Raw genomic sequence first — 18,125 nt, 5'->3', positions numbered from 1 at the left:
ACCCCGACGTCGGGCCGGAGCGGATCTCAGGTGTAGCAAGGATACGAACCTCAGGAAGTTCCTTCTGCGATCATTCTGAGCGGCCTGAGCACAGAATACTGCGAAAGGATGGTGGCGCCGTAAAACGGAATGCGGAGAACGGTGTTCGGTGTAATAAAACTCGCCAACTCGACTGCCCAGCTCGTCAATTCCAACTGCCGAGCTCGCTGGCCTCGAATCGTGGAGCTCGCCGCGGATCCTCTCGCGAGGAGGAGATCGGCGGCAGGGCAGGAGACGCGCCGCTGCGCGCTACGCGCCGGCGGCGGGCGCGGGATCCGCGAGCGGCAGCGAGAAGCGGAATGTCGTCGCGCCGCCGGGGGTGCTCTCGACAGCGATGGTGCCGCCGTGCGCCTCCACGAGCCCCTTCGTGATGTAGAGGCCGAGGCCCACGCCGCGGACGCGGCGAGGATCGCCCTCGGCCACGCGCGAGAAGCGCTTGAACAGGCGCGGCAGAGACGCCTCCGCGATGCCGGGGCCCCAGTTGGTCACGGCGATCTGCGCGAAGGAGCGGTCGGCGCTGACGGCCACCGCGATGTCACCGTCGGGCTGGCCGTACTTGGCCGCGTTGGAGAGCAGGTTGGTGACGATCTGCTCGAGCCGGCCGGGGTCCGCCAGGACGGCGGGCACGTCGCCGCGCACCTCCAGCCGCACGGCGTGGCCCGCGGTCGTCGCGGTCGATTTCTCGACGATCTCCCCGAGCTGCGCGCGGAGATCGACCGGCGAGCGATCCAGCGTGAGCTCGTGCGCCTCGATGCGCGAGGCGTCGAGGAGGTCGTCGATCATGCGGCGCAGGCGCTCGACGGAGGAGGCGATCCTCCCGAGCTGCTTCTCGCCGTCCGCGACGAGCCGCTCGCCGGACCGAGCGTACAGGAGATGGCTCGCGGTCGCGATGACCTGGATGGGCTGGCGGAGGTCGTGCGCGATGATGCCGATCCACGCCTGGCGCTGCCGCTCCATCTCCTTGAGCGCCGAGATGTCCTGGAAGACGGCGACGGCGCCCTCGATCTCGCCGTCGTCGGATCGCACCGGCGCGGCGTTGAACAGCACCGGGACGAGGTCGCCGCCTTCGCGACAGAGCAACCCCTCGGCCCCCGTCACGACCTCCCCGCGATGCAGGGCCCGGGTCAGCGGGCGATCGGCCCAGCCGACGGGCTCGCCTCGCGGCGTCCTGGGGTCGAAGAGCACCGCGTTGCCCCACGGATCCAGCTCGCCCGCCGCGCGCGAGGTATGCGAGGCATGCGAGGCCTGCGAGGCGTACTGGAGCGCCAGCCTGTTGCACGTGATGAGCCGCCCCTCGGCGTCGACCAGGATCGCCGCCTCGGGCATCTGCTCGACGACCGCCTCGAGCCGCCTTCGCTCGTTCGCCTCGGCCCGGCAGAGGCGCGCGGTCTCGATCGAGCTGCACGTGCGGTCGGCGAGCAGCATCGCGGCGCGCTCGTCGTCCTCGGTGAACGGCGGGCGACCGGGGCGCTTGCCGAGGTACAGGCTGCCCACGCTCCGGCCGTGGAAGCGGATCGGCACGCCCAGGAACGCCTCGATCGGGGGGTGGTGCGGCGGCAGCCCGATGAAATCGGGGTGGGCGCGGACGTCGTCGAGCCGGATCGGCCGGCCGTCGCGGCCCACCGCGCCGAGGACGCCGATGGGGCGCGGGATCGCGCCGATCCGCGCGATCTGCTCCGCGGGGACGCCGCTCGGGACCCAGGCGTCGAACGGCCGCCGGCCGTCCTCTCCGACGCCGAGCGACGCGTAGTCGGCGCCCGAGATCTCCTTCGCGTGCCGCGCGATGACCTCCAGCACGGCGCGCATCCCCGACTCGGAGCGCGGCAGGTTCGCCAGCGTCTCCGAGACCGCCGCGCACGCGGCGCCGACGGCCTCGAGCTGCGACCGGATGCGCCGCTCCGCCTCGTGGGCGCTCGCGACCGCCGCCTCCATGGCCTTGCGGCGCCCGATGTCGCGGCAGATCGTCGAGACGCCGGTGATGCGGCCCGAGGCGTCCGCGATCGACGAGGCCGTGACCTCGATGTCGATGTCCCTGCCGTCCTTGGTCCGGCTCACGGCCTCGAAGCGCTCGACGCGCTCGCCGCGGCGCAGGCGCGCGAAGATCGCCGCCGCCTCGCCGGCGCGCTCGGGCGGGCACACGATGGGCAGCCTCGTCCCGATCACCTCGCCGGCGCCGTAGCCGTAGAGGCGCTCCGCGGCCGGGTTCCAGCTCAGGATCGTCCCGTCGAGGGCGCTTCCGATGACGGCGTCGTCGGAGGACTGCGCGACCGCCGCCAGATAGGCGCGCGCCTCCTCGGCCTGGCGCCGGGCCTCGTCGAGCAGGTTCAGGCGCGCCGCGCTGACCCAGAGCGCGGCCCCGAGCAGGAGCGTCGAGATGGCCGAGGCGAGCGAGAACGACGCCGCGAGGGGGTACGCCCCGAGATCCGCGCCGATCAGGAAGAGGCGGCCGATCGCGAGCGGGGCCAGGACGACGAACGGCAGGGAGCGCCGCAACAGGACGCCCCCGGGCCCGCTGGCCGTCAGCACGGCGAACGCCCCGCCATCGCGCCGCGCCGCGAGGAGCCCGGCGCAGAGCGCGAGGAAGGCGATCGCGGCGTGGAGCGCCATGCCCGTGAACGGGAACAGCGGCGGCAGGCCGTAGAAGTAGCCGACGCCGAAGACGTACCCGGTCAGCGCGGTCAGCGCGAGCGCGGCGGCCGAGAGCGCGCCGCCGTCCGAGAGCCGGGAGGCTCGCCGCGTCTTCACGGGCAGCGAGAGGAGCGCCGCGCCGATCAGGACGCAGCAGAGCGCGGTGTTCGGCGGCGGCCTGCCGGGGAACTTGCTCGTGAACGCCACGCGCGCCGGGAAGAGCAGGCGATCGAGGCCGAGGTCCCACCCGAAGACGTACTGAACGAGCGCCGCGAGGCCGAACGCGACGACGCCGGCGGCGCACGTCCGCCCGAGCAGCCGGCGGAGCGGCGCCGGACGCTCCCGCCCGCCCAGCGCCCAGAGCGACGCCGCCGCGAGGACGAGGGCGACCGCGGTGTTGGGCACCATGCTCGGCAGGCCGTCCGCGATGGAGACGAGGCGGGTCGACTCGATCGACCAGCCGAGCAGCCCCACGGACCCGAGGGCGAACGAACAGGCGGCCGCGATGGCAACACCACGCGGCGCGCCGTTCGAGAGCGCCCTCGCCCCGCCGTCGTTCATCGAGCCCTCCCAACGGCAGCATAATGCCGGGGCTACCGGGACGGCCTCGTTTCATTGGCGCAGACGGCGGCGGTGCGCTCGCCGTCCGACCTCGATGGAACCGCGGGCTCCCGGGGTGCCCATCCCATGCGCCAGGCCGGAAGGATCGGCCGGCGAGGCTCAGGCGCGGCGCCGGAGCGCCGGCGGCGACGCGATGGCGCGCGTCGGGCGAGCGCGCGCGGAGCCGCTCAGCGCTTCGGCCCGAAGATGGCCGCGTCGGCGGAGAGCCTCCCCGGCCCGAGCAGGAGCAGCACGAGGGAGATGCTGAAGTAGACCGCCGCCACCTCGTAGGAGGGGCCGCCCATCGCGAAGAACGGGTCGCCGTTCATCAAGTGCACCGAGACGGCGACGGCCATGGTGATGGCGATCCCGAGCGACGCGAGCGGCGTCAGGAGGCCGAGGATCCAGGCGATGCCGCCGCCGACCTCGGCGATGGCGGCCAGCGCCTGCAGGAACCCGGGAACGGGCGCGGTGGGCCCCATCCAGCTGAAGGGGGCCTGGATCTTCCCCCAGCCGTGAAAGATGAAGGCAATGCCGGTGACGACGCGAAGCGCGAGCAGCGCGACCGAGCCGGGAAACGGCACGTCGGTCACCCGCAGGAATCTGGTGAGCATCGGGGATCACTCCTCTCGGCTCGGTAGTAAGGAAAAATGCAGGGAACATCAAGGGCGTGCGCCTGACCTCGCCCCGCCGCCGCGCCGGTCCGCGCTTCACGCGCTCGGGCGCAGGTCGAGGCTGCGCGCGGGGGTCGCGGCGGTCGCGGCGGTCGCGGCGGTCGCGCGCCCGTCGTTCAGGGCGTCGAGGCACCGCCGCTTGATCGCGGCGAACTCGCCCGAGCCCACGATCGCGGCGCTCCTCGGCCGCTCGAACGGCACGGCGATCTGCGCGCCGACGCGGCACGGGCGGCGGGTCATGAGGGCGATGCGGTCGGACAGGAAGATCGCCTCGTCGATGTCGTGCGTGACGAACAGCACCGTCGTGCGCACGTGGCGGATGACGTCGAGGAGCAGCGCCTGCATCGAGAGCCGGGTCTGGGCGTCGAGCGCGCTGAACGGCTCGTCCATCAGGACCACGCGCGGCTCGGTGATCAGCACGCGCGCGATCTCGACCCGCTGCTGCATGCCGCCGGAGAGCTGCGCCGGATAGGCGTCCTCGAACCCCGACAGCCCGACGAGATCGAGCAGGCGGCGGGACGCCTCCCGGCGCTCGCGCTCCGGGACGCCGCGCATCTTGAGGCCGAAGCCGACGTTGTTCAGCACCGTCTTCCAGGGGAGCAGCGAGGACTGCTGGAAGACCATGCCGCGCTCCGGCCCGGGCGCGTCGACCGGCTCGCCGCCGACGACGATGCTGCCGCGCTCCGGCGTCACGTACCCGGCGACGGCGTTCAGGATCGTCGATTTGCCGCACCCGGACGGGCCGAGCAGGCTCACGAGCTCGCCGCCCTCGACGGTGAGATCGAGATCCCGCACCACCTCGACGCGGCGGGGGCCCGCCCCGAGGGCCACGGACAGGCCGCGGATCTCGACGGCGCCCCCCGGGCTCTCCCGGCGCGCCGCGCGCGCTGCGGGCGTCATCGGCCCTTCTCCTCGGGCCGGTGCCAGGGCGTGAGCCACGCGCCGATCCGCTGGACGAGCGCGCTGCTGAGCATGCCCATCAGGCCGATGAGCAGCATGCCGAGGACGATGTCCGGGTAGCGCTGCAAGTTGTACGACTCCCAGGTGAAGTAGCCGATGCCGTACTGGCCGCCGATCATCTCGGCGGTGACGAGGCAAAACCAGGACGTGCCCATGCCGATGCTCATCCCGGTGAGAATGCTGGGCAGCGCGCCCGGGAGGACCACCTCGAGGAAGAGGCGGAAGGGGCGCGCGCCGAGGCTGCGCGAGCTCGCGATGAGCCGCGGATCGAGGGCGCCGACGCCGTGGATCGTCGCGAGCAGGATCGGGAAGAGCGCGCCCATATACGTAATGAAGATCATGCTCAGCTCGGCCGACGGGAACATCAGGATCGCGAGCGGGAGCCAGGCGACGCCGGGGATGGGGCGCAGGACCTCGAGCGGCGGCAGGAGCGTGTCCTCGGCGAGCCGCGAGCGGCCGATGACGAGCCCGAGCACGACGCCCGTGACGCCCGCGACGGCGAAGCCCGCGAGGACGCGGAGCACGCTGCTCCGGAGGTGCAGCCAGAGCTTCGGCGAGCCGAAGAGCTCCCGCGCCGCGACGAGGACCTCGGTCGGCGCGGGCACGTTGACGAACGTGACGAGGCCGAGGTCGACGCGCGACACCGACGCCCACTGCCAGAGGGCGACGCACGCGGCCACGGACAGGACGCGCAGCGCGGCGCGGCCGAGATCGCGCCGCGGGCGCCGCTCGCCGCCCGGCGCCGGGGGCGCGCGCCGCCGGGACGCGCTCGCGCTCGCCGGCGCGGGCGCGAAGGTCGCGCGGCCGCCGAGCTCCGCCGCGGCGGGCGCGCTGCGCTCCGAGATCATCGTCATGGCGCCGCCGCCGTGAGCTTGGTGACGTCGCCCCGCAGGGTCGCGAAGTCGACGACCGCCGCGGCGTTCTCCGCGGCCCACCGCTCGGCGTCCTCCTTCGCCAGGAACGCCGCGAGGCTCCCGTCGGGGCGCCGCGCGTACCACGCGCGATCGGCGAGGAGCTTCACCCCGCTGAGCCGGTCGTGCACGAAGGCGGCGCGGATCTCCTTGCCCTCGGCCGTGAGCTGCTTCAGCGCCGCGAGCGCGGAGCCCGGGCTCGCGTACGCGCGCACCTTCGGCTCGCCCCCGACCCAGATCTGCGCGGCCAGCGTCGGCTCGGCGATCGGCGCGCCGGACACGACGTCGCTGCCGGAGAGCGGGAGCTTCGCGTAGCTCGCGAGCCGCGCCTCGTAGTCGAGCCCGAGCTCCTGGGCGGCGCGCCGGATGTACCGGTCGTCCACGAACGCGCCGACGTCGAGCGTCGTGTCGGTGCGCTTGAGCAGCGTGAGCGTGTCGACGGCCACCTGGAGCGCGCGGCGGACCTCGGGCTTGATGGTGAAGTCCCGCGTCTGGATGCCGAGCGGCCCGTGGAACATGTAGGCGACCTCGGCGTCCACGCCGGTCACCTTCTCGATGAGCTCGCTGTACTTCTCGGGCTCCTCCGCGAACAGCCGATCGGCCTCGAGCGCCGCCTTGAGGAAGGCGACGACGATCTCCGGGTGCTCCTCCGCGTACGCCGCGCGCGCCAGGACGCCGTGCGCCGTCGGCACCTTGACGCTGGCGCCGTCGTAGATCTTGCGGGCGAAGCCGCGGAACGGGAACAGCTCGGCGAACGGGACGAAATCGGCGTGCGCGTCGATCTTCTTCGCCTTCAGCGAGGAGCCGCCGACCTCGGGCGACTGCGACACCAGCGTCACGTCCTTGTCCGGATCCCAGCCGAGATCGCGGATCGCCCGGAGCAGCATGCCGTGGGCGGACGAGCCGAACGGGACGGAGATCTGCTTGCCCTTGAGGTCCTTCAGGCCCTGCGCCGGCGAGTCGCTCGGCACCACGATGCCGTTGCCGCTCCCGAGCGCGCTGCCGGAGAGCGTGGCGATGAAGAGGCTGCGGCTCCCCTGCTTCTGGTGGGCGACGCCGTTCAGCACGCCGGGGAAGTCGGCCATCGCGCCGATGTCGAGCTTCCCGGCCACCATCTCGGTCGTCAGCGGCGGCCCCGAGGTGAAGTCCTTCCACTCGATCTCGTAGGAGACGTCCCTGTACTTGCCGTCCCTCGGGAGGTGCTTCTCGAGCAGCTTGAGCTCCCGGATCAGGAGCCCGCCGGTGGCGCAGTTGATCGTCGTGTCCTGCGTCCCGATGGCGATGCGGATCGTCCGCTTCTCTCCCTTCGTGCACGACAGGCCGACGAGGACCGCCACGAGGAGCAACAGCACGCGCGCTGCCTTGATCATCGGCTCAATCCCTCGCGAAGGTTCCATGGCGCCCGGCCCCCGCCCGGATGGCGTCGAGGGCGCGGGACGCCGCCTTCCGCACCTCGACGTCGGCGTCGCCGAGCAGCCGCTGGAGCGGCGCCTCGGCCGACGCCGCCGCGAGCTCGCCGAGCGCCTGGGCGGCGGCCTTGCGCAGGTCGGGCAGCTCGCTCCCGAGCAGCCCGACGAGATCCTCCGCGGCCGAGGCCGCCCGGAGCCGCCCGAGCGCGAGCGCCGCCTCCTTCCGCACCTGCCAGGCCGCGTCCTTGAGCGCGGTCCGGAGGTGCGGCGCGGCGAGGCCGTGCGCCGAGCGCCCGAGCACGATCGCGGCCTCGACGCGCACCCGCCAGTCAGGGTCGGACAAGAGCGCGACGAGCTCCTCGACGAGCGCCGGCGCGCCGAGCGGCTCGAGCGCGCCGATCGCGACCTGCCGCACCCGCGCGTCGGGATCGCGCAGGCTGCCACGCAGGGCGCGCGCGGTCTCGGGCCGCCGCAGGTAGGCCAGGGAGAGCACCGCCTCGCGCCGCACCTCGGGCGACGGGTCGAGGAGCGCGCCCTCGAGGTGCTCGAGCGCCCGCGGATCGCGGATCTCCCGGAGCGCCACGATCACCGACATGCGCACGAACGGGCTGTCGTGACGCATCGCGTCGATCAGGTGGGTGGCCGCCTCGGCCCCGCGGAGCTCGCGGAGGGCCGTGGCGGCGGCCTCGCGCACGTGGGTCTCGTCGTCGTCGAGCGCGCGGAGGATGGCGGGCACCGCGCGCGGGTCGCCGAGGTCCTCGAGGTGCCCGAGGGCGAGCGCCCGCACCGTGGGGTCCTCGTCGCGGGCGGCCTCGAGGAGCGGGTGGAGGATCTCCGGGTCCGAGAGGTCCTCGATCTGGGTGAGCGCGAGCTGGCGCGCGCCGGGATCGGGATCCCTGAGCACGCTCACGAGCTCCTGTGCGAGCGAAGGCTGTGTCATGTCGTCTCTCCGCCTCGAGGCCGCTACCGGATGAGGAAAGGGATCTTCACGGTGATGGCCTCTTTCGGGCAGTCGATCTCGCACGCGAGGCAATACCAGCACTCGTCGTAGGCCATGTGCGCCTTCTTCGTCTCTGGATGGATGGCGAGGCAGTCCACCGGGCACGAGTCGATGCAGATGCGGCACCCCTTGATGCAGGACGCCTCGTCGATGACGACCGGCAGATCGAGCCGGACGGAGGCCTCGGCGTTGCCCACGGTCCTGGCGCGCTGCGCCTTGACGGATTCACGGTTGAGAAGGTGACCCATGGATTGACCTCGTTGCTCGTCAGAGCGGCGCGCGCTGCTCTTCGGCCGGGATGCGCAGCCGGTGGTAGGTTTTGAGCTCGCCGTCGTCGATCGGGAAGAGATAAGGCTCCACGGGGCGCTTGAAGGCGACCATCTCGCCGTCGTCGCCCTTCTTCAGGTTCACGTGGGTGAACCAGCGGCGGTCGTCCATCTCGGGGTAATCGAGCCGGTAATGGTAGAGGCCCCAGCGGCTCTCGGTCCGGTACAGCGAGGCGCGCGCGGCCATCTCGGCGCAGTCGCGGATGAAGTGGCACTCCATCACGCGCATGAGCTCGTGGGGGCTCGCCGCCGTGACCTCGTCGAGCTCGTCCTTCGCGCGCAGGAAGTACTCGAGCCCGAGGGTCATCCGGTTGCCCGTCTTCGGCGGCTGAAGGTAGTCGTTCACGAGGCGCCGAACCTTGTATTCGTACTGGTGGGGCGCGACTCCGCTCTTCCGGGAGAGCGGGGCGAGGATGCGCTCGCGCTCGGCGTCCACGTCGGCCGCGAGCGGCTCGACGGCGGGCGTGCGATCGAGGTAGTCGAGCGCGTTCTGGGCGCAGATCTTCCCGTAGGTGAGCGCGCCGAGGAGGTAGTTGTGCGGCACGCACGCCATGTCGCCGGCGGCGTAGAGCCCGGGCACCGTGGTCTCGCCCTTCTCGTTGACCCAGACGCCCGAGGCGCTGTGGCCGCTGCACAGGCCGATCTCGGAGATGTGCATCTCGACGAGATCGCTCGCGTAGCTGTGCCCCCTCCCCTCGTGGAAGCGGCCGCGGCTCGGGCGCTCCGTCTGGTGGAGGACCCGCTCGACCTCGGTGATCGTCTCCGGGGCGAGGTGCGTGAGCTTGAGGTAGACAGGGCCGTTCGCCGAGTGGAGCTCCCGGTAGAACTCGAGCATCATCTGCCCGCTCCAGTAGTCGCTCTCGATGAAGCGGTGCCCCCGCGCGTTCACCGTGTGCCCGCCGAGCGGGCCGGTGACGTAGGCGCACGCCGGACCGTTGTAGTCCTTGATGAGCGGGTTGATCTGGAAGCACTCGATGCCCGTGAGCTCGGCGCCCGCGTGGTAGGCCATCGAGTAGCCGTCTCCGGCGTTCGAGGGGTTCTCGTACGTCCCGTGGAGATAGCCGGACGCCGGCAGCCCGAGCCGCCCCGAGGCGCCGCAGCAGAGGATGACCGCCCTGGCCTTGATGATCTCGATGTGACCCTCGCGGGTGTCGAAGCCGATCACGCCGGCGACCTGCCCCTCGGTCACGAGGATCCGTGTGGCCATGACGCGGTTGATCACCCGCACCCCGGCGCGCTTCACCATGCGCGTGAGGATCTTCTTGAGATCGTAGCCCTCCGGCATCGGGAGGACGTAGCTCCCGTTGTGGTGGACCTTCTTGACGTCGAAATCGCCCGAGCGCGTCTTCTGGAACTTGACCCCCCAGGCGTCGAGCTCCTGGAGCATCGCGAAGCTGTTCCGCGCGTATTCGTAGATGGCGCGCTGGTTCACGATGCCATCGTTGGCCACCGTGATCTCTTTCACGTACTGCTCCGGCGTCGCGTGTCCGGGGATGATCGCGTTGTTCAGCCCGTCCATGCCGATCGCGATGGCGCCGCTCCGCTTGATATGCGCCTTCTCGAGGAGCACCACCCGCCCCCGCGGCAGCCGCTGCTGCGCCTCCACCGCTGCAGTCGACCCTGCGCTTCCGCCGCCCACGACGACGACTTCCGCCTCTGTCACGCGAATGTCCATGTCGAACCCCTCGAGGTCTCCAGCGCGCACACGACGACCCCGCCGCCGATCAGCCCGGCTGCCAGGGTCGGATGCACGGCGTCTTCCATTACGGACGCCGCATCCGCTGTACCGGATCCGCTTTAACAGACGGTGGCACCCTGGGCAATCGCTTTGTTGCCCTCGGCCGGCCGCGGCGGCCCGGGGGCGAGCCCCGCGTGAGGGCGCCTTGCAAGCGAAAATTCAGCGTCGATGGCGGACGGCCGCGCGGCCGCGGATCCGCGGCGCGCGGGCGGGCTCACCGGGCGCGCCGACCCCCGACCCGCCCAGAAAGATTCGCCTTTCCACCATGGTTGTCTCCCCGAAGACGCGGGCGGGACGCTACCATGCGGGTCAACCCGTAGTCCTCCCATGGATCGGGGGGAACCGCGCGCGGTCCTTCTTTCATCGGTCTCCCTGATCCACCGCGCCCGGCGCCTCCCAGCCGCGGCGCCCGCGCGCCGCTTCGCTGCATGGCCAAGCACCCGTCCCAGCTCGCCGACCTAGAGATCCAGCGCCGCCTGGGCGCTGGCGGCATGGCGGAGGTCTTCCTCGCCAAGAAGCGCGGCGCCGAGGGGACCTACAAGCTCCTCGTCGTCAAGCGGATCCTCCCCGCGCACGGGGCCTCGCGGCGCTTCCGCGCGATGTTCGTCGAGGAGGCCCACCTCGCGACCCGCCTGAACCACCCGAACATCGTCCAGGTCTACGAGTTCTCGGACCACGGCGAGGACGGGCTGCTCCTCTCGATGGAGTACGTCGAGGGCTTCGACCTCGGCAAGCTGATGCGCGCCGCGCAGCAGAAGGAGTCGCGGATCCCGCCCCTCGTGTCCGCGTTCATCGTCTCCGAGGCGGCGAAGGGGCTGCACTACGCCCACGAGCGCAAGGACGAGGGCGGCATGCCGCTCGCCATCGTCCACCGCGACGTCTCGCCGCAGAACATCCTCCTGTCGTTCGAGGGCGTCGTGAAGATCGCCGACTTCGGCATCGCCAGCGCGAACCTCTTCCGCGAGGAGCCCGGCGTGCTCAAGGGCAAGTTCGGGTACATGTCGCCCGAGCAGGCGCGCGGCGAGCGCGTCGACCGGCGGAGCGACATCTACGCCCTCGGCGTCGTGCTCTACGAGCTGCTCGCCATGCGCTCGCCCTACGGCAAGCTCGACGACGAGGCGCTCCTCCAGGCCGTCAAGGAGGGCCTGTTCGACCCGCCGTCGGCCCACGCGCGCGACATCCCGGCGGAGCTCGAGGCGATCGTGATGCGCGCCATGGCGCACGGGCCCGAGGACCGCTTCCAGACCGCGCGCGACCTCGCCGGCGCGATCGCGCGCGTGCTGCTCGCGAAGCAGGAGCTCGTCGACAACGCGTCGGTCGAGCAGACCGTGGCCCACCTGCTCGGCCCGAGGAGCCACGAGGACGCGCGCGACAACGCCGCGGGCGGCGCGGCGGAGCAGGCCCCGGACAGCGGGTCCATGGCGCAGCCGCAGACGCTCGCGGCGGTGCCGGCCGCGCGCACGGGCGGCGAGGCCGAGAACACCGGGGCGCCGCGGGTCGTGCGCGAGGTGCGCCACGTCGCGGTGGTGACGCTGCGCATCGAGGGGGTGGACGAGCTGCTCGGGGCGCAGGGGCGGCTCGCCGGCAAGCGCAGCGGGCGCTCGATCCGCACGACCCTCGACGCGATCGCCTTCAAGCACGGGGCGATCTGGTCGTGGGAGTCGCACGCGAGCGCGCGCGCCGTCGTGGGGCTGCTCGCGAACCCGTCGCGCGCCGCGGCCGACGCGGCCTCGCTGGCCGTCGACGTGCACGAGGCGCTCGCGGGCGCGTCGGAGGACCTGCCCGTCGAGCTCCGCGCCGCGATCGGCATCGTCCGCGGCATCGCGTACGGCGAGCGCGACGAGCAGGGGCACCTCATCAACCACGTGCTCAAGGAGCCCGCGAATTTCCTGGCCGAGCGCCTCGGCAGCCGCACCCCGTTCGGCAAGACCTGGGTCGCGGGCGGCGTCTACCGCCTCGTCCGGCGCGACTTCCGCTGGGGCGACGCGCCGTCGCTCGATCTCAACGACGCCGGCGGCTACCAGGTCCCGCACCAGATGCGGCTCTACGCGCTGCAGCGCCCGCTCACCCGCGAGGAGCGGATGGCGGAGATCGCGCTGTCGCCGAACGACCTCGTGGGGCGCGACGCGGAGCGCGCGGACCTGCACGCCGCCTACCACCGCGCGGTGTCGCCGCCCGTGAAGGGCCTCGCCGAGCCGCCGTCGCGCTACGGCGAGAGCGAGCCGCCGCCGCCGCCGAGCCGGCAGAGCAAGCCGCCGAGCCCGCCGGGCGGCGCGCTCCGGGGCCAGTCGGTGGCGCGCGTCATCGTCGGCGAGATGGGCATCGGCAAGAGCGCGCTCATCTCGACGTTCCTCTCGGAGCTCCCCGGCGAGGCGCGCGTGCTCCACGTCGAGTGCTCGCCGGTGAAGAGCGAGCTGCCGCTCGCCACGGTCTGCGACGTGCTCCGCGACGTCACCGGGATGGGGCTCGACCACTCGATCGACGACGCCGCCCACGTGATCCGCGCGCTGCTCGGGTCGATCGCGCGCTCGCCGCTCGGGGCGCGCATCGTCACGCGCCTCGCCGAGCTCGTCACGGGCAAGCAGCTCGACCACCCCGAGGAGGACGCGTCGGCCTACGGCCGCGACGTGGTGGTGCGCGGCGTGAAGTACCTGCTCGGCTCGCTGGCGCGCCACCAGCCGCTCGTCGTCGTCATCGACGGCCTCCAGTGGGCCGATCGCCCGAGCCTGGAGCTCATCTCGGAGCTCCTCAAGCAGCGCTCGGAGCGGCTCCCGATCCTCGTGCTGCTGCTCACGCGCCCCGAGGAGCGCGTGACGCCGTTCATCGAGGGGCTCGTGCGGATCGAGCTTCGCGGCCTCAGCGCCGAGGAGCAGATGCGCCTCGTCGAGGCGCGCCTCGGCGTGCGCGAGGGCGTCTCGGCCGTCTGCGGCGAGCTCGTGCCGCGCGTCGCCGGCAACCCGTTCTTCCTGCTCGAGATGGTCGACGCGCTGCTCGAGCGGGGCACGCTGGAGATCGTCGAGCACCCGGACGGGCGGCACGAGCTCGTCCGCCACGACCGGACCGGGGACCGCGGCGAGCCGCTCCCGTCGACCCTGGAGCAGCTCATCGGCGACCGGCTGCGCGAGCTGCCGCCCGCGGAGCACGACGTCGTGAACTGGCTCGCGGTCGCCGGGGGCCCGCTGCTCAAGGACGACATCCTGAACCTGACGCGGCTCGCGGACGACGAGGCGGTGACGCGCCTCTGCGCGCGCGGCCTGTGCGATCGCCGGGCCGGGGCGGTGGACTTCCGGCACCCGCTCGTGCGCGACGTCGCCTACCTCGCGCTCGACAGCGCGAGCCGCGTGCGCATGCACCGGCGGCTCGGCGAGCACCTGTCGACGACGCCGCTCGCGCAGGGGCTCTCGGCCGCGATCGTGGCGCAGCACCTCGCGCGCGGCGAGGCGCCCGGGCCGGCGGCGGAGCTCTACCTCGACGCGGCGCGGGCCGCGCGCGCCGGGCACCAGGCGCAGCTGTCGCGCCGGTACTACGAGCGCGCGCTGTCGCTCCTGCCGACCGGCGACACCCGCCGGATGATCGCGCACGAGGCGCTGGAGGCGATCTTCCGCCACCTCGGCCGCCGCCGCGAGCGGAAGAAGCACCTCGCGGCGCTGCGCCAGCTCGCGAAGGAGAGCGGGCAGGCGCGGTGGGCCGCGCTCGCGCTCGTGCGCACCGCGCGGCTCGACCTCGACGACGGCCACCTCGCCCGCGGCCTGCCGGTGGCGCAGCGGGCGGCCGAGATCGCCCGCATCGCCCGGCGTCCGGCGCTCGAGGTCGAGGCGCTCACGATCCTCTCGGAGGTGCTGCGCGAGCTCGGCGACGTCCAGGGCGCGATCAGCGCGGCCGACCGGGCGCTCCGGGTGACGCACATGGGCGGGCTGACGCCGCGGGCGCGCGCGGAGGTGCTGCGCACGAAGGGGGTGCTGCTGCGCCGGGTGGGCCGCGTGCAGGAGGCGGTCGAGGCCTACGCCGAGGCGATCGCGGTGTTCCGCGCGGTGGGCGCGCGCCGCAGCGAGGCGCGCGCGAAGAACTCGCTCGCGGTGGCGATGTTCGTGCTCGAGCGCTTCGAGGACGCGATCGCGGTCGGGCTCTCGTCGATTTCCATCGATCTCGCGATCGGCGGGAGGTTCCAGATCGCGAAGACGCTGAGCAACATCGGCCACGCGTACGCCAAGCTCGGGGACATGCCGCGCAGCCTCGCGTACATGAAGCGGGCGCGGGAGGCGCACGAGCGCTATGACGATCAGGATGCGCGGGCCGACACGCTCCTCTGCACGGCGGGGATCTTCCTCGAAGCGGGCGACGCCGACGCCGCGTACACCCTGTGCGCCGACGCGGGCGCGCTCATCGCGGTGACCGGCAGCGTGTACGACATGATCCACGAGCGCAACGTGCGCGGCCTCCTCGCGAAGGCGCAGGGCGACGTCCAGGCCGCGATCGCGAACGCCTCCGAGGCGCGGCAGCTCGCCGAGTCGCAGGGGCTGATGAGCTACCACGCGTACGCGACGGCGATCGAGGCGGCGGCGCGGGTGGACGCGGGCGAGGTGCACTCCGGGGTGCTGCTCGCGCGGACGGCGCTCGGCGCGGTCGAGGCGGGCAGCTCGGAGTACGGCATCGAGGTGCGCGACCTCTGCTGCGAGGCGCTGCAGAAGGGCGCGCCGGCGAGCGCCGCGGACGCGTACCACCGCGCCGCGCTCCACGTGCAGAAGGTGGCGAGCTACATCCGCGACGCGCGGCTCAGGGCGCTGTTCCTGGAGCGCGCCGTGGTGCGGCGCATCCTGGCCGCGGAGGCCGAGGGTCCGGCGGCGGGGCACGACCCGCTCCGCCGCGGGGAGATGGCATGACGGGTACCGGCGGAAGGACAGGTGCGAAGCCGCGGCGCAAGGTCGCGGTGATCCTCTCGGGCGGCGGGGCGCGGGGGGCGTACGAGGTGGGGGTGATGTCGTACGTGCTCGACGCGTTCGCCCGGCTGCGGGGCGCGCCGCCGCGGATCGACATCCTGTGCGGGACGTCGGTGGGGGCGGTGAACGCGTGCTACCTCGCGGCGCACCTCGACGATCCGACGCTGGGCGTGCGGCGGCTCGTCAACCTGTGGACGCAGCTGAAGCTCGAGACGGTGCTCGGCTTCGGGGTGCGGCAGGCGATCTCGTTGCCGAAGCTCATGTTCGGCGGCGGCTCGGAGGGCGTGGGCCTGTTCGACGTCTCGCCGATGCAGCGGCTCGTCGAGCGGGAGATCCCGTGGCGCGCGATCGCGCGAACGCTGCGCCACGGGTACCTGTCGGCGGTCAGCGTGTCGGCGACGGAGATCGCGACGGGCCGCACGGTGATCTTCATGCAGACCGGGCCGGACGGCGCGCTGCCGACGACGGCGCCGCCGCGGACGATCATCCGCGGGGCGCTGATCGGCCCGCCGCACGCGCTCGCTTCGGCGGCGATCCCGATCCTGTTCCCGCCGGTGCGCATCGGCCGGGATCTGTACATGGACGGCGGGGTGCGGCAGAACACGCCGATCGCGCCGGCGCTCCGGCTGGGGGCGACGCACGTGCTGGCGATCGGGCTGTCGCGGGAGGTGCGGAGCATCGACGCGGGGGACAGCGGCAAACCGCCGGGGATGGCGCTGGTGCTCGGCAAGGTGCTGAACGCGTTCCTGCTCGACCACATCCAGACGGACTTCGAGGTCCTGACGCGGGTCAACCACATGATCGAGGACGGGGAGCGGGCGTTCGGGCCGGATTTCCTGCCCGCGATCAACGGCGCGGCGGCGCAGCGCGGGGCGCTGCCGTACCGGCGGGTGGAGACGCTGGTGGTGCGGCCGAGCGTGGATCTCGGGCGGCTGGCGGCGGAGCACGTGAAGGCGGGCAAGGTGCAGGGGGGGCCGGCGATGATGCGGCGGCTGCTCTCGCTGGTGGACGTGGGGGCGGAGAACGACGCGGATCTGGCGAGCTACCTCCTGTTCGACGGGTCGTTCACGCGGAAGCTGATCGAGCTCGGGCGGGCGGACGCGGAGGCGAGGCGGCACGACGTGGCGGATTTCTTCGGGAGCGCAGCGGAGGAGGCGGAGCCGAGGCTCTCGGACAGCGCGGAGTGGTCGATTCCGCCTCCGGTGGGGCCCGGCGGGTCCATCTAGCTCGTCGAGGGCTGCCCGGCCCTCGGAGGGGGTGTTCGTGGCGCGGTGCGGGGCCCCGCCGAACTCGCCTGGGACATGGCCGCTCCGGCAAGCCGGAGCAGCCATGTCCCAGGCTCAAACATCGGCCCGTCCCCACACCGCGCCACGAACACCCCCTCCGAGGGCCTACGGACTTGATGGATGGGGAAATCAAGGGTTCCTCGTGCAACTCGGTCTCTCCAGGGGGATTTGCCGACGTGAAGCACACCGCGCGAGGGGCCGTAGCTAGCCTGTGACAGAGCTGCTGCGGCAGCAGCAGCGGGGGCGAGGAGCTGCTCGAATCGGTGCAGCGACGCGGCCCGAGGAGCGCGCGGGCCGATCGCGAAAGCGCGATTTGGGAGGGATGCGGGAGCGCAGGGCGACGGCATATATGTTGCCATTGCGCCCGTTCGGGCGGCGATGTGCCGGCTACCTCCATCCCTCGAACGAGACGAGAACCATCATGCCGACACGAGCGACTCGCGGTGAGACAGCCGCCCTCCGGGGCTCCCCTGACGCGTCGACGCGCGGGCGCGGCGCGCTGACGCTCCTCTCGGCGCTCCTCGCCCTCATCGCAGGCGCTTGTAGCAAAGCCGAACCCACACGGGCGTGGCACGACGGTCGAGAGATCGAGACGCTGGAGCTCCGGTATCAGGGCTCCCCGGGATCGGTGTCGCCGCCCGAGCTGGCGGAGGACCTCGGGTACCTCGCGCCCATCCGCCTGGTGCACGTGGGCGACGTGCTCGGCGGACCGCAGAGCATCCAGGCCGTCGTCACCGGGGACACGGACTTCGGGAGCGCGTTCAACGGCGCCATCATCAAGCTGATCGCCGCCAAGGCGCCCCTCCGATCGGTCCTCGGCTCGTACGGCGTGAGCGAGCAGTTCTGGAGCGGGTTCTACGTGCTCGACGACAGCCCGATCCGCGGAGCGCGGGACCTCATCGGCAAGAAGATCTCCATGAACACGCTCGGCGCCCACAGCGAGTTCATGACGAAGGAGTACCTCTTCCGCAGCGGGCTCGGCGCGGAAGCGCGGCAGGTCACCCTGGTCGTCATCCCCCCGGTCAACGGCGAACAGGCGCTCCGGCAAAAGCAGGTCGAGGTCGCCATCCTCGGGAACGTCTACCGCGACCGAGCCCTCGAGCGCGGCGGCGTCCGGGCGATCGCCACCGATTACGAGCTGTTCGGCGCGTTCACGGCCGGGAGCTACGTCATGAGCACGAAGTTCATCGAGGAGCACCCGAACGCCACGCGCCAATTCGTCGAGGCCACGGCCAAGGCGATCGCATGGACGCAGACCACGCCGCGAGAGGAGGTCCTCACCCGCTTCGCCTCGATCCTTCGCAAGCGGAACCGCAATGAAGACGACAGCATCCTCAAGTACTGGCGCAGCTACGGCGTCGCAGGAAAGGGCGGCGTGCTGGACGACAGGGACTTTCAGATCTGGATCGACTGGCTGATCCGAGACGGAGAGCTGCGCCCGGGACAGGTGAACGCCCGCGACCTGTACACGAACGACCTCAATCCCTACGCGTCCGGCAACCCGCCTCACGATCGAGGCCAGACGCCCGCGGCCGCGCCGTGACGGGACGGCTTCGCTCCCGACAGGGGCACCTCGCGACGGGCGTCGGCCGACGCGACGGGCGAAGGCCGTGGCGG

General features: G+C 72.4%; 11 protein-coding genes. 3 read left to right on the top strand and 8 right to left on the bottom strand.

The window, feature by feature from the left end:
• Nucleotides 1-288: 288 nt before the first annotated feature.
• The 8 genes from WME83_RS16825 to WME83_RS16790 all read right to left on the bottom strand — a co-directional run bounded on the left by WME83_RS16825 (nucleotide 289) and on the right by WME83_RS16790 (nucleotide 10,222).
• Nucleotides 289-3,228 (bottom strand): PAS domain S-box protein, encoded by a 2,940-nt coding sequence (locus tag WME83_RS16825; RefSeq protein WP_437320301.1) that lies wholly within the window; start codon nucleotides 3,226-3,228, stop codon nucleotides 289-291.
• Nucleotides 3,229-3,455: 227 nt separating this feature from the next.
• Nucleotides 3,456-3,881 (bottom strand): DoxX family protein, encoded by a 426-nt coding sequence (locus WME83_RS16820; RefSeq protein ID WP_437320300.1) that lies wholly within the window; start codon nucleotides 3,879-3,881, stop codon nucleotides 3,456-3,458.
• Between the two features lie 96 nt (nucleotides 3,882-3,977).
• Nucleotides 3,978-4,841, bottom strand: a complete 864-nt coding sequence (locus tag WME83_RS16815) for an ABC transporter ATP-binding protein (protein ID WP_437320299.1) — start codon at nucleotides 4,839-4,841, stop codon at nucleotides 3,978-3,980.
• Nucleotides 4,838-5,755, bottom strand: coding sequence for an ABC transporter permease (locus tag WME83_RS16810; RefSeq protein ID WP_437320298.1), 918 nt, complete (start codon nucleotides 5,753-5,755; stop codon nucleotides 4,838-4,840). The genes WME83_RS16815 and WME83_RS16810 overlap by 4 nt, the downstream gene beginning before the upstream one ends.
• Complete coding sequence (locus tag WME83_RS16805) at nucleotides 5,752-7,182, bottom strand: ABC transporter substrate-binding protein (RefSeq protein ID WP_437320297.1); 1,431 nt, start codon at nucleotides 7,180-7,182, stop codon at nucleotides 5,752-5,754. The genes WME83_RS16810 and WME83_RS16805 overlap by 4 nt, the downstream gene beginning before the upstream one ends.
• A gap of 4 nt (nucleotides 7,183-7,186) precedes the next feature.
• Nucleotides 7,187-8,161, bottom strand: coding sequence for a HEAT repeat domain-containing protein (locus WME83_RS16800; RefSeq protein ID WP_437320296.1), 975 nt, complete (start codon nucleotides 8,159-8,161; stop codon nucleotides 7,187-7,189).
• Between the two features lie 23 nt (nucleotides 8,162-8,184).
• Nucleotides 8,185-8,469 (bottom strand): 4Fe-4S dicluster domain-containing protein, encoded by a 285-nt coding sequence (locus WME83_RS16795; RefSeq protein ID WP_437320295.1) that lies wholly within the window; start codon nucleotides 8,467-8,469, stop codon nucleotides 8,185-8,187.
• 19 nt (nucleotides 8,470-8,488) lie between these two features.
• Nucleotides 8,489-10,222 carry a fumarate reductase/succinate dehydrogenase flavoprotein subunit gene (locus WME83_RS16790; protein WP_437320294.1) on the bottom strand — a complete coding sequence of 578 codons (1,734 nt, stop codon included), beginning with the start codon at nucleotides 10,220-10,222 and terminating at the stop codon, nucleotides 8,489-8,491.
• Between the two features lie 491 nt (nucleotides 10,223-10,713).
• On the opposite strand from WME83_RS16790, the gene WME83_RS16785 reads away from it, so the two are divergent.
• The 3 genes from WME83_RS16785 to WME83_RS16775 all read left to right on the top strand — a co-directional run bounded on the left by WME83_RS16785 (nucleotide 10,714) and on the right by WME83_RS16775 (nucleotide 18,051).
• A complete protein-coding gene (locus WME83_RS16785) occupies nucleotides 10,714-15,165 on the top strand; it encodes a serine/threonine-protein kinase (protein ID WP_437320293.1) in 4,452 nt (1,483 codons plus the stop codon).
• Complete coding sequence (locus WME83_RS16780; RefSeq protein ID WP_437320292.1) at nucleotides 15,162-16,448, top strand: patatin-like phospholipase family protein; 1,287 nt, start codon at nucleotides 15,162-15,164, stop codon at nucleotides 16,446-16,448. The genes WME83_RS16785 and WME83_RS16780 overlap by 4 nt, the downstream gene beginning before the upstream one ends.
• Before the next feature lie 481 nt (nucleotides 16,449-16,929).
• Nucleotides 16,930-18,051, top strand: coding sequence for an ABC transporter substrate-binding protein (locus tag WME83_RS16775; protein WP_437320291.1), 1,122 nt, complete (start codon nucleotides 16,930-16,932; stop codon nucleotides 18,049-18,051).
• Nucleotides 18,052-18,125 lie beyond the last annotated feature (74 nt).

Origin of the sequence: Sorangium sp. So ce385 (assembly GCF_051474135.1) — a bacterium.
Classification (GTDB): Bacteria; Myxococcota_A; Polyangia; order Polyangiales; family Polyangiaceae; genus Sorangium; species Sorangium cellulosum_D.
The sequence above is the reverse complement of the archived record's forward strand: the minus strand, read 5'-3'. Positions and strand labels throughout refer to the sequence as shown.